Source organism: Acinetobacter sp. CY17 (assembly GCF_059515825.1).
In genome coordinates, this window is sequence record NZ_JCAKMX010000022.1 from 1 (window position 1) to 14,102 (window position 14,102).

General features: G+C 41.1%; 15 protein-coding genes and 3 tRNA genes. 7 read left to right on the top strand and 11 right to left on the bottom strand.

Annotated features, from left to right (window positions below; all coding sequences use genetic code 11):
* Both tnpC and AC5YCI_RS13460 read left to right on the top strand, forming a co-directional pair.
* Nucleotides 1–1,005, top strand: a 1,005-nt coding sequence (gene tnpC, locus AC5YCI_RS13455) for an IS66 family transposase (protein ID WP_496175689.1), incomplete at its 5' end; no start/stop codon positions are given.
* Nucleotides 1,006–1,485: 480 nt separating this feature from the next.
* Nucleotides 1,486–2,305, top strand: a protein-coding gene (locus AC5YCI_RS13460; protein WP_496175709.1) for an IS5 family transposase whose coding sequence is annotated in 2 segments (ribosomal slippage) — nt 1,486–1,866 and nt 1,868–2,305 — 819 coding nt in all. Because the reading frame shifts where the segments join, the coding sequence is not laid out codon by codon here.
* A gap of 747 nt (nt 2,306–3,052) precedes the next feature.
* Here the strand turns inward: AC5YCI_RS13460 and glmS are convergent.
* From glmS to AC5YCI_RS13510, 10 genes are all read right to left on the bottom strand, one after another.
* Nucleotides 3,053–4,891, bottom strand: coding sequence for a glutamine--fructose-6-phosphate transaminase (isomerizing) (gene glmS / locus AC5YCI_RS13465; protein WP_496175690.1), 1,839 nt, complete (start codon nt 4,889–4,891; stop codon nt 3,053–3,055).
* A gap of 12 nt (nt 4,892–4,903) precedes the next feature.
* Nucleotides 4,904–6,268: a bifunctional UDP-N-acetylglucosamine diphosphorylase/glucosamine-1-phosphate N-acetyltransferase GlmU gene (glmU, locus tag AC5YCI_RS13470; RefSeq protein WP_496130289.1), complete on the bottom strand. Its 1,365-nt coding sequence runs from the start codon at nt 6,266–6,268 to the stop codon at nt 4,904–4,906.
* Nucleotides 6,269–6,288: 20 nt separating this feature from the next.
* Complete coding sequence (locus AC5YCI_RS13475) at nt 6,289–6,837, bottom strand: phosphatidylglycerophosphatase A family protein (RefSeq protein WP_496130290.1); 549 nt, start codon at nt 6,835–6,837, stop codon at nt 6,289–6,291.
* Entirely contained in the window at nt 6,788–7,705 is a 918-nt protein-coding gene (thiL, locus tag AC5YCI_RS13480; RefSeq protein ID WP_496130291.1) for a thiamine-phosphate kinase, read from the bottom strand. The genes AC5YCI_RS13475 and thiL overlap by 50 nt, the downstream gene beginning before the upstream one ends.
* Nucleotides 7,706–7,720: 15 nt before the next feature.
* Complete coding sequence (nusB, locus tag AC5YCI_RS13485) at nt 7,721–8,170, bottom strand: transcription antitermination factor NusB (RefSeq protein ID WP_496130292.1); 450 nt, start codon at nt 8,168–8,170, stop codon at nt 7,721–7,723.
* Between the two features lie 4 nt (nt 8,171–8,174).
* Nucleotides 8,175–8,645 carry a 6,7-dimethyl-8-ribityllumazine synthase gene (gene ribH / locus AC5YCI_RS13490; RefSeq protein ID WP_122900914.1) on the bottom strand — a complete coding sequence of 157 codons (471 nt, stop codon included), beginning with the start codon at nt 8,643–8,645 and terminating at the stop codon, nt 8,175–8,177.
* An 18-nt stretch (nt 8,646–8,663) separates the two neighbouring features.
* Nucleotides 8,664–9,779: a bifunctional 3,4-dihydroxy-2-butanone-4-phosphate synthase/GTP cyclohydrolase II gene (gene ribBA, locus AC5YCI_RS13495; RefSeq protein ID WP_496130293.1), complete on the bottom strand. Its 1,116-nt coding sequence runs from the start codon at nt 9,777–9,779 to the stop codon at nt 8,664–8,666.
* Between the two features lie 394 nt (nt 9,780–10,173).
* Nucleotides 10,174–10,249: transfer RNA gene (locus AC5YCI_RS13500), tRNA-Gly, on the bottom strand.
* Between the two features lie 46 nt (nt 10,250–10,295).
* Nucleotides 10,296–10,371, bottom strand: a tRNA-Gly gene (locus AC5YCI_RS13505).
* 48 nt (nt 10,372–10,419) lie between these two features.
* Nucleotides 10,420–10,492, bottom strand: a tRNA-Gly gene (locus AC5YCI_RS13510).
* 195 nt (nt 10,493–10,687) lie between these two features.
* On the opposite strand from AC5YCI_RS13510, the gene AC5YCI_RS13515 reads away from it, so the two are divergent.
* The 5 genes from AC5YCI_RS13515 (at nt 10,688) to AC5YCI_RS13535 (ending at nt 13,363) form a co-directional block, all read left to right on the top strand.
* Complete coding sequence (locus AC5YCI_RS13515; RefSeq protein ID WP_496175691.1) at nt 10,688–10,993, top strand: BolA family protein; 306 nt, start codon at nt 10,688–10,690, stop codon at nt 10,991–10,993.
* Nucleotides 10,994–11,001: 8 nt separating this feature from the next.
* Nucleotides 11,002–11,394, top strand: coding sequence for a SirB2 family protein (locus AC5YCI_RS13520; RefSeq protein WP_496175692.1), 393 nt, complete (start codon nt 11,002–11,004; stop codon nt 11,392–11,394).
* Between the two features lie 82 nt (nt 11,395–11,476).
* Nucleotides 11,477–12,304, top strand: coding sequence for a ParA family protein (locus AC5YCI_RS13525; RefSeq protein ID WP_496175693.1), 828 nt, complete (start codon nt 11,477–11,479; stop codon nt 12,302–12,304).
* A 16-nt stretch (nt 12,305–12,320) separates the two neighbouring features.
* Nucleotides 12,321–12,716 (top strand): hypothetical protein, encoded by a 396-nt coding sequence (locus AC5YCI_RS13530; RefSeq protein WP_496175694.1) that lies wholly within the window; start codon nt 12,321–12,323, stop codon nt 12,714–12,716.
* A 56-nt stretch (nt 12,717–12,772) separates the two neighbouring features.
* The gene (locus AC5YCI_RS13535; RefSeq protein WP_496175695.1) at nt 12,773–13,363 is read left to right on the top strand and encodes a threonine transporter RhtB; all 591 of its coding nucleotides are present in this window, start codon (nt 12,773–12,775) and stop codon (nt 13,361–13,363) included.
* Here AC5YCI_RS13535 and AC5YCI_RS13540 read toward each other — a convergent pair.
* Nucleotides 13,360–13,998: a DedA family protein gene (locus AC5YCI_RS13540; RefSeq protein ID WP_496130299.1), complete on the bottom strand. Its 639-nt coding sequence runs from the start codon at nt 13,996–13,998 to the stop codon at nt 13,360–13,362. The genes AC5YCI_RS13535 and AC5YCI_RS13540 overlap by 4 nt on opposite strands.
* Nucleotides 13,999–14,102: the final 104 nt, after the last annotated feature.

A 14,102-nucleotide genomic window follows, 5' to 3' on the forward strand; every position in this document is an offset into this window, starting at 1 on the left:
CCTGAACTGCTCAGCCATGTGCTGGTATCGAAGTATGCCGATCATTTACCGCTGTACCGTCAGCGCCTGATCTATCAGCGGGCTGGCATTGATCTGTCCAGATCCACTTTATCTGACTGGATAGGTCGCTGCGGTGTAGAACTGGAACCTCTGGCCAATGCCTTAAAACAGGTGGTGCTGCAACAGCGGGTGCTGCATGCAGATGAAACACCAGTCACCATCATGCGGATGGGTGATGATGAGAAAAAACCGAAGAAAGGTTATGTCTGGGCCTATGCCACCACACAGTACAATCCAGTTCAAGCCGTGATCTATGACTTTCAGGATAGTCGTTCAGGTCAGCATGCTGAAGCGTTCCTGAAAGACTGGCAGGGTCATCTGGTTTGTGATGATTACAGTGGTTATAAAGCACGCTTTAAATCAGGCCAGGTCGTTGAGGTGGGCTGTATGGCGCATGCGCGTCGTAAATTCCATGAACTGCATGTGACCAAAAAAAGTCAGGTCGCTGAACAGGCATTAGTGCTGATTCAGAAACTGTATGCGATAGAAGCAGAACTCAGGAAAAAGACCGATAGTACAGCAGAACACCGCCGCGAATACCGACAACAGCACAGCCAACCAGTGATGCAACAACTGTATGAATGGCTCAACCAACATCAACTGACGGTGCCATCGAGTTCTCCCACCGCCAAGGCCATCAATTACACGCTGAAGCGTTGGCCAGCTTTAAGCCGCTATCTGGATGATGGCAATCTACCGATTTGCAATAATTGGGTAGAGAATCAGATGCGACCTTGGGCCTTAGGACGCAAGAACTGGCTGTTTGCTGGCTCGCTGCGCAGTGGCCAACGAGCTGCCAATATCATGACTTTAATCCAGTCAGCAAAGCTCAATGGCTTGGATCCGTATGCCTATTTAAGTGATGTGCTGAAAAGGCTACCGACACACAAAGTGACCCAAATTGAAGAATTACTGCCACACCGGTGGCAACCCGACCAAAATTAAAAAATAGGTATGGGGTTCAGCGGATGCTTACTATGGCTTTGTTACACAAAGCTCATATAGGAGGCTTATTGAGTAATATAAGCTCAAAATGAATAAGCCTATTCCTAAAATTTCTCGCACAACCAATTGGTCTTCCTATCATGGATCCTTGGTTAGCCCAGACAATCTTTCCATTCGGTTTCATACTTAGAATCGGTGGTATGATCAGCCAAAAGGAAAATAAAGTAAGAATCAAATCTACTCTGATACAATTATTCAATGATCAAAGCTCTATTTTAAGTCTTTTTAAGTAGGGGGGGAGGTTTGGTTCAAAGTCTGATTAAACTTTGCGGATGAGATGCGACAGCCCTAGAGTACATAATGCTGTGTAGAAGAAAAAAGCATATTGCGATGAGCGATCAAAAAAATCATGATAATCTTACCTTAAAAGTTGAACTTTATACCTCTTGCGAAAGTAAAAATCACCTCCATATAAATTTCATGAGATATCAGAAATTAAACCGTTTTTCAGATCCTGAATTCAAACGCTTAGTTGGCGTACCTCGACAAGTTTTTACTGAAATGGTAGAGGTTCTAGAAAAAGCAGAATCACTCAAAAAGAAATCAGGTCGACCTCATACTTTAGATATAGAGGATCAGTTGTTATTAACTCTCGATTACTTACGCAACTACAGCACTCAACTGGAATTAGCGGCAAATTACCATATCGCTGAAAGTAATGTGAATCGAACCATTAAGAAGGTTGAAGATGCATTGATGAAATCAAGACGTTTTACCCTGCCAAAACGAAGCATAACCACAGCAGAAGAACACTTGAACTGGGTCATTATTGATGCGACAGAATGTTCAATCGAACGCCCGAAAAAAAAATCAGAGTAAGTTCTACAGTGGTAAAAAGAAACATACGCTAAAGGCCCAAGTGATCTATCATCCGAAGAGTAAACAAACCATAGGGCTAGATATATCGAATGGCGGTCAGCATGACATCAAACTGGCAAGAGAAACGGTTAAGAAATTTAAGCATTGTAAATATGTTGTGACCGATTTAGGGTACTATGGATTAGAGCAACATGGCTTTAAATTATTGATGCCCATAAAGAAAAAGAAGAATTTCCCGTTATTTAGTGTTGAGAAAAAGTACAATAAACTGATTGGAAAAATACGAGTTGTGATCGAACACATCAATAGTCAATTGAAAACATTTAGAATATTAAGTGAACGCTATCGAAATAGACGGAAAAGATTCGGTTTACGCATTAACTTAATTGCTGCACTAGTAAACCGAATAAACTTGCAATAACCACTTTCGCAAGAGGTCTTTTCTTTAGCTCAGTTTAAATTGAAAATATTACTTCTATGAAAAATATTCTTAGGGATTTAAGCCTAAATTTATCCAGCTGCATTTATTTGGATATGGTAAGGCATTAAAGAAAAACAGTCAGACATGTAGGAGGGTCTCTGGTCTGAGTGCCGTCTTCGAAGGTTTGGTGGAAGCCACGATACATCGCATCAAATTATTAGACGATAAATTGCCAGTAAGGAGCTTCTCTAGTGAGATGTATGCACATGTAGTAGTACTCAATAGATTTATAGAATTAATCTGTCCTCATACCTAAGCTGCATCTTAAAGTTGAATAATTAAGGGTAGCTCTGCCCCTATGAATCTTTGGGCAACAAAGCTAGTCCGTATAAAAAGTTATCTCTTCGGATAAAGTTTTGAGGGAATTTTGATAAGAATTGATAGAGTTGAGTGTTTTATATTGTAGGGTAATATAGTTTCATACTATACATTTTATAAATAATTGATTTTAATAAATAAATTTTTAATATTAATTAAAGAAAGTTTCATACTACTAACAACAAAATAATTTTTGATTCATTTAAAAATAAAAAAAGTTCCATACTTATTTCTTAATATACTGAAAAATATGTAAATATATTTTAAGTATAGAAAAAGTATGGAACTTTATTTTAGGGTGAAGGACTTTATTACATAGTATTAAACATTTTTACTCTATTACAAAAGCGCCCTTCTTTATGCACTGTATTATTCAACTGTTACCGATTTTGCCAAGTTACGCGGCTGATCGACGTCCGTACCACGTAACACTGCAACATGATAAGACAGCAATTGCACAGGTACGCTATATACAATTGGCGCCAGAATTGGGCTAATACTTGGTACAGCGACCACATGTTGACGCTCTTTACAGCCAATACCGCTGTTTTCATCAGCAAAAACAAACAGTTCACCACCACGTGCTTGCACCTCTTCCATATTCGATTTTAGTTTATCGAGCATGTCATCTTTAGGTGCAAGAATCACCACTGGCATATCGTTATCCACGAGTGCCAATGGACCATGTTTGAGTTCACCTGCAGCATAGCCTTCAGCATGAATATAAGAAATTTCTTTAAGCTTTAACGCACCTTCTAAGGCAATCGGGAACTGTGTACCACGACCTAAGAATAAGCAATGCTGTTTTTCAACAAATAATTCAGATAAACGCAAAATTGAATCATTGTTTTGCAGGGTATCTAAAATCACTTTTGGCGTATGCCAAAGCTCAGCGGCAATGCTAGAAATTCGCTCAGCATTAATGGTATTTTTTACTGCACCAATTTTAAGGACTAGAAGCATTAAAGCTGCAAGTTGGGTGGTAAAGGCTTTGGTCGAAGCTACACCAATCTCAGGACCCGCTAAAGTCAACAAGTTATGATTGGTCTCACGAATCATTGACGATGTTGCCACATTACAAATGGCCATCGTTGTAATATCTAAATCTTTAGCTCCTGCACGTTTTTGCGTATCACGTAATGCAGCTAAAGTATCAGCAGTTTCACCTGATTGTGAAATGCATAGATATAAAGTATTGGCTACAACCACTGGCAAGCGATAGCGGAATTCGCTGGCAATTTCCACTTGGCATGGTAAATCAATTAGTTGTTCAAACCAATATTTAGCAATCATGCCCGCATGGTAACTGGTACCACAGGCAATAATTTGTATTTGCTGAATTTTCTCAAAATCTACAACTGCATCTTTTAAGAAATCAGGGCGTAGGGCATTGCCATCTAAAGCTTGAGAAATGGTTTGCTGAATAGCTTCAGGCTGCTCATAAATCTCTTTCAGCATGTAATGTTTATATTCACCCTTAGATGCATTGCTGACCGTTGCATCTAATTCTTTCACTGGACGTTCAACTAGCTTGCCATCGACAAAAACTTCAATGGTATTACGAGTTAAACGTGCAATATCACCTTCTTCAAGGTAGATAAAACGGTTGGTAATTGGCAATAATGCTAACTGATCCGAACTAATAAAGTTCTCGCCAATACCTACACCAATCACTAGCGGTGAACCTTCACGTACTGTGATGAGTTCATCTGGGTGTGAAGTGTGGACAATACCAAGCGCATAAGCACCTTTAAGTTGAGGAACAACTTTTTTGACCGCTTCTAATAAACTTGGTGTGGTTTTAAGGGCATCATTAACTAAATGCGCGACAACTTCGGTATCAGTTTGTGAAGTAAAGACATAGCCTAAAGCTTGTAAGTCATCTTTAAGTTCTTGATAGTTTTCGATAATACCGTTATGCACCACAGCCACATTGCCTGAAATATGCGGATGGGCATTATTTTCAGTCGGTTTACCATGGGTTGCCCAGCGAGTATGTGCAATACCCAATGAACCTGTGATATGTGACTCTTTAACAGCTTGATCAAGATTAGCCACTTTGCCTACACGGCGTTCACGTAACACTTGACCTTGGCTGACTAAGGCTAGACCTGCTGAGTCATAGCCGCGATACTCAAGACGCTTTAGACCTTCAATTAAAATACTGGTAATACTACGTTCTGCAACGCCACCAACAATACCGCACATATTTAAATCCTCTTATTTCTTAACCTTTTGGGGGCGTGGATAGTTTTCTTTTACCAATTGTTTACTGCGTTCAAAAGCAAGGCTATGGTCTGCCACATCACGGGTAATCACTGAGCCTGCACCTACGGTTGCACCATTGCCAATGGTCACAGGAGCAACTAAAGAACTGTTTGAACCAATAAATGCAGCATCACCAATGATGGTTTTAAATTTATTGGCGCCATCATAGTTACAGGTAATTGTGCCTGCACCAATATTTGAGCCTGCGCCCACTTCTGCATCACCTAAATAAGTAAAGTGATTGGCTTTAGAACCAAGACCAATGCTCGAATTTTTAACTTCAACAAAGTTACCAATATGTACTTCGTCTGCAAGTTTAGCGCCTGGGCGTAAACGGGCAAATGGGCCAATCTGTACATTTTCACCCACTACTGCATTTTCAAATACGCTATATGGTTGAACTTTGGTGCCTGCTGCAATGGTGGTGTTTTTAATGATACAACCTGCACCAATTTCCACGTTGTCGCCTAAAGTCACCTCGCCTTCAATAATCACATTGATATCAATGCGAACGTCTCGACCAACAGTTAAATCACCACGTAAATCAAAACGACTTGGGTCAATTAAATGCACACCTTGTTGCATTAAGCTCTTGGCTTGAAAGGCTTGGAATTCACGTTCTAAGGCTGCTAGTTGTACGCGGTCATTGACGCCTTCAACTTCAAAAGCAAGTGTTGGTTGCACAGAGGCTACGGTCATACCATCGGCTAAAGCCATAGCGACAATATCTGTTAAGTAATATTCGCCTTGGGCATTGTCGTTAGACAGTTTTGGGAGCCACTCATGCAATTTGGCATTGCTGACACAGTAAATACCGGTGTTAATTTCTTGAATTTGGCGCTGCTCATCAGAAGCATCTTTATGCTCAACAATAGCTTGAATTGCGCCATTTTCACGCACAATACGCCCATAACCTGAAGCATCAGGCAGGGTAAGAGTGACTAAGCCAATACCGCTTTGTTGTGAAGCATCCAGTAAGCGTTGTAAAGTGTCTTGTGTTACACAAGGTACATCACCGGATAAAATTAACGACATACCCTCTTGTTTAAGGACGGGTAGGGTCATTTGTACCGCATGACCTGTACCGAGTTGCTCGGCTTGTTCGACCCAATCAATTTGTTCAGCTGCAAAAGCTTGTTGTACTAAAGCGCCGCCGTGACCGTAGATTGTAATAATATTATTGGCGTTCAATTTCTTGGCAGTGGCAATCACGTGACCCAACAATGGACGCCCTGCAAGCGGTTGCAATACCTTAGGTAAACTTGAACGCATGCGCGTGCCTTTACCGGCAGCTAAGATAATAACGGTCGTAGACATGAAAAATCCTACTTAATGATCTATGTCATTGTTAAATGTAAGTATGCCCAGATACATAATGCTGCCCAAATACCCGCGATAATATCATCGAGCATGATGCCAACGCCCCCACTGACTTGGCGATCTACAACATTAATTGGCCAAGGCTTCCAAATGTCAAACACTCGAAATAGCACAAAACCAATGAGTACCCAGAATAGACTCATTTGCCCGAAGTAAATGAGAGGTAAAAAAGTAATAGACTGTCCTGCAAACTCATCCCAGACGATACGCCCATCATCATGTACCTGCATGATTTGAGCGGTCTTTCCACAAATATAAATTCCCACCAAAGACATCAGGACGATAGCTAATATAGTGTTTATAAAGCCAAATGCAAGCCAAATAGGAATAAATATCAATGCGAAAGCTGAACCAAATGTGCCTGGTGCTTTAGGTGTTAGACCCGAACCAAAACCGACGCCACAGAACACAATAAAACGTTCAAAAGCAGACATACGGCTAAATTGAATAGGTGTTTTAGGCAAAATGTTGGTATCCGTTAAAATCGAAGTGATAAGCCTGTCCATATTGGGTAAATGTTAACCCAAGTGTGTTGTGCACTGCACCAATTTTACGATAAGCGAGATTAAGATTCAGCGCTTCAAGACGCGCATAATTTTCTGGACTGATGGTAAAGCACAACTCGTAGTCATCACCTCCAGCCAAAGCATAGCGATAACGCTGTTGTTCGTCTAAAGCAGCTAATGTGGCACTGAGCGGTAAATCATTGACTTCAATCACTGCACCCACTTGAGATGCCGTTAAAATATGGCTTAAATCTTGAGCTAAACCATCTGAAACATCAATCATACTCGAGGCTAAGCCTTTTAAAGCAGCACCTAATTCACAACGCGGTGTCGGATAATCGAGACGTTGTTGCAGGGGATGACCTAGATGTGCGAGGCCATAAGCAGCATCACCAACGGTGCCACTGACACAAATATAATCGCCTGGCATTGCACCAGAGCGGAGTACCCCTTGACCGTGTTCAATCCAACCAAGGGCGGTGACGGTAATAGTCAGATGTGGGCTTTGCGTGGTATCACCACCAATTAAACTTACACCAAATTGATCGCAACAATCATATAAACCCTGACTAAAGCCTTTGAGCCAGTCATGATCAATTTGGGGTAGGCTCAATGCCAATAAAATACTATGCGGTTTGGCACCCATTGCAGCAATATCAGATAAATTCACTGCCACAGATTTCCAGCCAATCGAATGTGGATGGGTTTCTACAGGAAAATGCCGACCTGCGACAGAGGTATCTGCGCAAATCACCAATTGTTGACCTTTTGGCGGGGTGAGCAGGGCTGAGTCATCACCCACACCTAAATCGACAGAGTTTTTATTCTGCCGATTAAAGTAGGTCTCAATAATTGAAAACTCAGCCATCGCAACAAACCAAAATTAATTTGCTTGTTGCTTTTCTGCTGCACGTAAAGTCGTTGCTAAGCGATCTAATACACCATTGATGTATTTGTGGCTATCGGCACCGCCAAAATGTTTCGCAAGCTCAATTGCTTCGTCTAAAACCACGCGATAAGGAATTTCAAGATGTTCTTGAAGTTCATAGGCGCCTAAACGAAGGGTCGCAAGTTCAACGCCATCTAGGGCATTTAATTCACGATCCAGCACAGGGATAAGCAGCTCATCTAGAGCTTCTGAGTTTGCAACCACTTGAGTCAACAATTCATGATAGTAGCCAAGATCCACTTTATGCATGGCATTGTCGGCACGTGTACGTGCTTCAATTTCATGCACAGGGTTGTGGCTCATTTGCCATTCATAAATACCTTGTACAGCAAAGCGACGTGCTTTACGTTTTGCTGCATAAGTTGCTTGAAGTGTTTGCGACATAGCGTTAAATAGCCTTTAACAAGTTAACCATTTCAATAGCAGTCAAGGCAGCTTCGCTACCTTTGTTGCCTGCTTTCGTACCAGAGCGTTCAATCGCTTGTTCGATACTATCCGTAGTTAATACACCGTTAATTACTGGTAAGCCAGTATCTAGACCAACAACGCCTAAACCTTTGGCACATTCACCCGCAACAAAGTCGAAGTGAGGTGTGCTACCACGAATTACCGCGCCAAGAGCAATGATTGCATCAAACTTATTGGTTGCTGCTAATTTCTTAGCCACAACTGGAAGTTCCCAAGCGCCGGGTGCATGAACAACAGTGATATTATCCTCTGATACACCATGACGTTTCAATGTATCAATTGCACCTTCTAGTAAATGTTCTACAACAAAACTGTTAAAACGACCCACTAAAATCGCATAACGGTCTTCGTTCGCGAGATGTAACATACCTTCAATACGGCGAACTGCCATAATAACCTCGATGATTTCTTAAGATGTTTGATTTGCGGTGATGTATTCCACCACTTCTAAGTTAAAACCTGAAAGTGCATTAAAACGTAATGGCGAACTTAACAGTTTCATTTTTTCTACGCCTAAATCGCGTAAGATTTGTGCACCAACACCAATGGTTTGATATTGCTGCGACAATGCTGCATTAGATTTAGTCTTCTTAGGTGCGGTTAAGCTCTCTAAAGCTGGACCTAAATCTTGTAAATGACGTTGACCAATCCATACCAAGACACCGCGCTCGCTGCTTGAAATTTCTTTTAAAGCACGATCTAAGTTCCAAGCGGGTTCACCGTCTTGTTTATTAATTTTGAGTAAGTCGCGTGCTGGGCTAAAACCATGTACACGTACGGTGGTCACACCTTGTTTAGGCTCACCCTTGACCAAAGCTAAATGAATATCTGGGTTACCCAATTCACGGTAACGGAATAATTCAAAAGTACCGTATTCAGTATCTAGTGTTTGTTGATCTAAACGTTCTACCGTTTGCTCATTGGTCATACGGTAGTGAATGAGGTCCGCAATGGTACCAATTTTAAGACCATGCTTTTCTGCAAAGACTTCTAAATCAGGACGGCGCGCCATACTGCCATCTTCATTAATAATTTCACAAATCACAGATGCTGGCTCTAAACCTGCTAAACGCGATAAATCACAACCTGCTTCGGTATGACCGGCACGGTGTAATACACCACCTGGCTGCGCCATTAACGGGAAAATATGCCCCGGTTGTACAATATCCGCAGGTTTAGCATGTGCTGCCACCGCAGTTTGAATGGTGTGGGCACGTTCGGCAGGAGAAATACCGGTTGAGATGCCTTCAGCCGCTTCAATAGAAAGGGTGAAATTAGTACCGTGCTGGGCACCGTTAGCATCAACCATTAAAGGCAGATTTAATTGTTGGCAACGCTCTTTACTCAACGTTAAGCAAACAAGGCCACGCGCGTGCGTGATCATAAAGTTGATGTCTTCCGGACGCACGTGCGTGGCAGCAATTACAAGATCACCTTCATTTTCACGGTCTTCATCATCCATAAGGATGACCATTTTTCCTGCACGGATATCTGCTACAAGCTCTTCAACTGTATTGAGCGGCATCAACCTTCACCTTCTTGTTTGTCTCAACGGACATTTCATTGCATTGATTGTGGGCATAGTCTAACGCTTTTATAGGCCTTTTGACTATGCTTATTGCTTTTCCCTAAAGTCCATTGTTATACACAGCAGCGTCATGTTTGAAAAGAGCTAGACTTTAAAGTGTGTTGATTATGCAACGTGTTTTAGCAAATAAAATGCAGAAAAACTGCGAAAAATATCAAAAAAAATGCAAAGTTAGCTAATTTTAGGAAAATTTTTACAGTAAAAAGCTCGAATGCCCATAGGATAAAACTTTAGTGGCAAGACTGCTTGGTTGCTTATTCTATGTGCAAGGCTAGTAAAAAATAATAGGCGAAAAAAAACCCTGATATAAAATCAGGGTTTTTTTAGAATCTGGAGCGGGAAAGGAGACTCGAACTCCCGACCCCAACCTTGGCAAGGTTATGCTCTACCAACTGAGCTATTCCCGCGGAGTCTATTCGGTTTTTTAAATAAAAAACTAAATCAAAAAAAATTTGGAGCGGGAAAGGAGACTCGAACTCCCGACCCCAACCTTGGCAAGGTTATGCTCTACCAACTGAGCTATTCCCGCGGAGTCTATTCGGTTTTTTAAATAAAAAAACTAAATCAAAAAATTTTGAGCGGGAAAGGAGACTCGAACTCCCGACCCCAACCTTGGCAAGGTTATGCTCTACCAACTGAGCTATTCCCGCATGGCTACGTATAATACAGATTGAAAAAATTAGGTCAACACCTTTTTTTAAATTAATGCATTGTTTGAGTAAAATTGCAGCAAATTAATTTAATTTGATTAAAATCAAAGCATTTTTACCTGATTAATACGCTGACTACTGCTTTTTTAAAGGAGCACGCTATACTCAAATCAAAATGAATCAATGGTGAATACAATGTTAGAGCAGCAGTTAACACAGTGTTTAGAGGCACTCAGCCCGACTTATTTAGAAGTGGTTAATGAATCTTCTGGTCATGGCGGCTATTATCCAGGTAAAGAATCGCATTTTAAAGTGGTGATTGTGAGTGATGTATTTGCAGGCTTACGTTTGGTACAACGTCATCAAAAAATCTATGCAGCAGTGGGTGATTTACTCAGCCCAGGTAAAATTCATGCACTGGCCATTCATGCGTTTGTAGCAGATGAATGGCAAGGTCAAGATACAGCAAGTCCAGAATGTGCGCATGCACCTAAAGCCTAAGGTAGATTATGGAAACTCAATTATTGGTCAAAATTATTCATATGAGCTTGGCCAGCCTACTGATTGTCGTCATGTTGGCACGTACAGCGAGTTTATTTGTAGGTACACAAGGTCAACAGCCAAGTCCCAAAGGGCGAAAAGTGTGGGTAGGTTTACAGCATTTTAGTTTAACTTTTATGGCTTTAACTGGTTTAATCTCTTTGTATTTAAAGGATTTTGTGGTACAGCCATGGTTCTATGCCAAAGTGGTGCTATTTTTTGTCATTGTCTCCTCAATGATCAAAGCTTTTAAACAAGATGATTCAGTTTTGTTGGTACAGCGTCGTGCTGGAATGGGAATTGCCATATTGGCTTTAATAGGCTTACTAGGTTTGGTTATTATTAAACCAGTTTTCTCGTGATTGTTGGACATAATTAAGCCCTGATTAAAACCTCTCAGTTAGACTGATGTAAAACTACACAATAAAAACTGAGGGGGAATTTATGCTGACACGCGTGGTCTTTAATCAAAAAGGTGGTGTGGGAAAATCCAGTATTGCTGTAAATTTGGCGGCGCTAAGTGCTCAGCAAGGCTATACCACATTACTTATTGATTTAGATGCTCAAGCCAATGCCAGTCAATATGTGTTAGGGCAGGATGCCATTGCTAGCGCTGATTATTGGCTCCAACCGAATATTCAAGAATATTTTCAAAATGTCTTAAATAGTCCTGCTAAAGGCCTACTGAGTAATGCTTTAGGTGGTTTATTAAAAAATCGTTCTCAAGGTTTAGCACCTTATATTCATCAATCTAAATTTGCCAATCTTGCAGTGGTACCAGCAAGTCCACATTTGGGCAGCTTAACTGCGGCCTTGGAGGCCAAACATAAAATTTATAAGTTACGTGACGCGCTAGCGGAGCTTAATGGGCAGTATCAGCGTATTTATATTGATACACCACCTGCATTTAATTTCTTTAGTTTATCGGCATTAATTGCTGCAGATCGCGTCTTGATTCCTTTTGATTGTGATGTCTTTTCGCGCCGTGCTTTAGATAGCTTAATTCATAATATTATCGAAACGCAGGATGATCATAATCCTGATTTAAAAATCGAAGGAATTGTAGTCAATCAGTATCAAATGCAAGCCAAATTACCCCGCAGTGTAGTGGCAGATTTGGTGGCGGAAGGTTTGCCCGTATTTGAAAATAAACTGCCGCCATCCGTAGTGATGAAAGAGTCACATCAACGTAATTTACCGTTAATCCATTTTGCCACAGAGCATAAATTGACGCAGGCCTATCAATCGTTGTTCAATGAAATAGAACAATGAACATATTGAGATCGATATGAAAAAATTAACTGTTGCTGCTGTGTTGGCGAGCTGTGCTGTATTACTCAGCGCATGCTCAACGCCAGTTAAGCCTACTTATGTTTCGCCAACCCAATATCAAGCGTTAAACTGTCAACAATTGCAAAGTGAATATAATCGCATCAGCCAATATATTGCCAATGGTATAGAAACGCCAAAACGCACAGGCATGGGCGTAGGCGTTGGTCTTGGTGGTGGTTGGGGCAGTCGTGGTGGCTGGGGCTTGGCACCCAATGTGTCGGTGAATATGGGACAGTCAAGTAATACCAAACGTAGCGAAGAAGCACGACTTTTGGGTCAACAAGAAGCTTTAGTACAAGCGGCAAAATTTAAAAGCTGTCCTATGATTGTGCGTCAAAATGTAAAAAAATAATACGCTTTAAGCAGCCCAATGGAGTGTTTTAAGCTGCAGCATGCGAAGGGGTAAGGATGCTAGAGAACTGGATTTTTCTGATGGCTGTATTTGCTGTGTTGATGATCCCTGGGCCGACCAATGCTTTATGGGCCAGTTCGGCTCATCAACAAGGCATTGCCAAAACCAGTGTTTATCTTCCGATGCAATTATTTGGTTATATCTATGCCATTAATTTATGGGCATTATTTATTCACTTAATGCAGCCTTACTGGCCAAAAATTAGTTTGGTTTTTCATGTGGCGAGTAGTCTTTATACGATTGGTTGGGCTTTTTATTTATGGAAAGCCAATCACTTACAGAAGTACAGTCAACAGCATCATACCATTCGCGCTTATCAATTGTTTTTTGCCACCTTAAAAAATCCTAAAGCGTTACTTTTTGCCGCGGGGATTTTTCCAATACAGACTTGGGATGATCCACAACGTACCGTTACTGTCTTTGCTTGTTTTAGTATTATTTTAATTCCAACAGCACTATTTTGGATGGGCTTTGGACGTGCCTTATTAGACCCTCAAAACAGTGCAAAAAATGCCGATCGCTTATATAAGGGATCGGCAGTTTTATTAATCGTGTGTGTACTACCAGTACTCATTGGCTTGTTTTAAGCTGGGGTTTTCTTAAAAAATCTTTGACGAATAACACCAATGACACCGGGTAAAACACTTAAAATAATGATGCCAAAAATTAGGTGGGTGAAGTTATCTTTGACAATTGGCATATTGCCAAATAAGTAGCCCAAAATCACAAAGGAGCTAATCCACAGCGCACCACCCACGATGTTATAGGTTAAGAAAAATTTATAATTCATATGACCTGCACCAGCGACAAAGGGCGCAAAGGTACGGGCAAAAGGCACAAAGCGCGCAAAGATAATGGTTTTACCACCATGCTTTTCAAAGAATTGTTGTGTAGCCAGTAAGTGTTTTTTATTAATAAAGCGTGATTCAATTTCAAAGACACGTGGCCCAATATAACGACCAATATGATAATTTAAGGTATCACCTAACACTGCAGCAACAAACAACAGTGGAATTAAAATCCAAGGGTCCATAGCACCCGTTGATGCTGCTAAAGCTCCCGCTGCAAAAAGTAAACTGTCACCTGGCAAAAATGGCATCACCACCAAACCAGTTTCCACAAAAATAATCAAAAACAAAATTGCATAAATCCACACCCCGTAATTGATGATGAATTCAAGCAAGTGATCGTCTACGTGTAAGATAAAATCGAGGAGTTCCATGAGCGGCAGCAAGCTAAAGTGTCGCCAAATGCTAACAGTCTAGGGGGGGAAAGTCAGTAGCCAAGTCAAATAATTTCAGCTTTTGTTGTGCTGTAATCATCTTG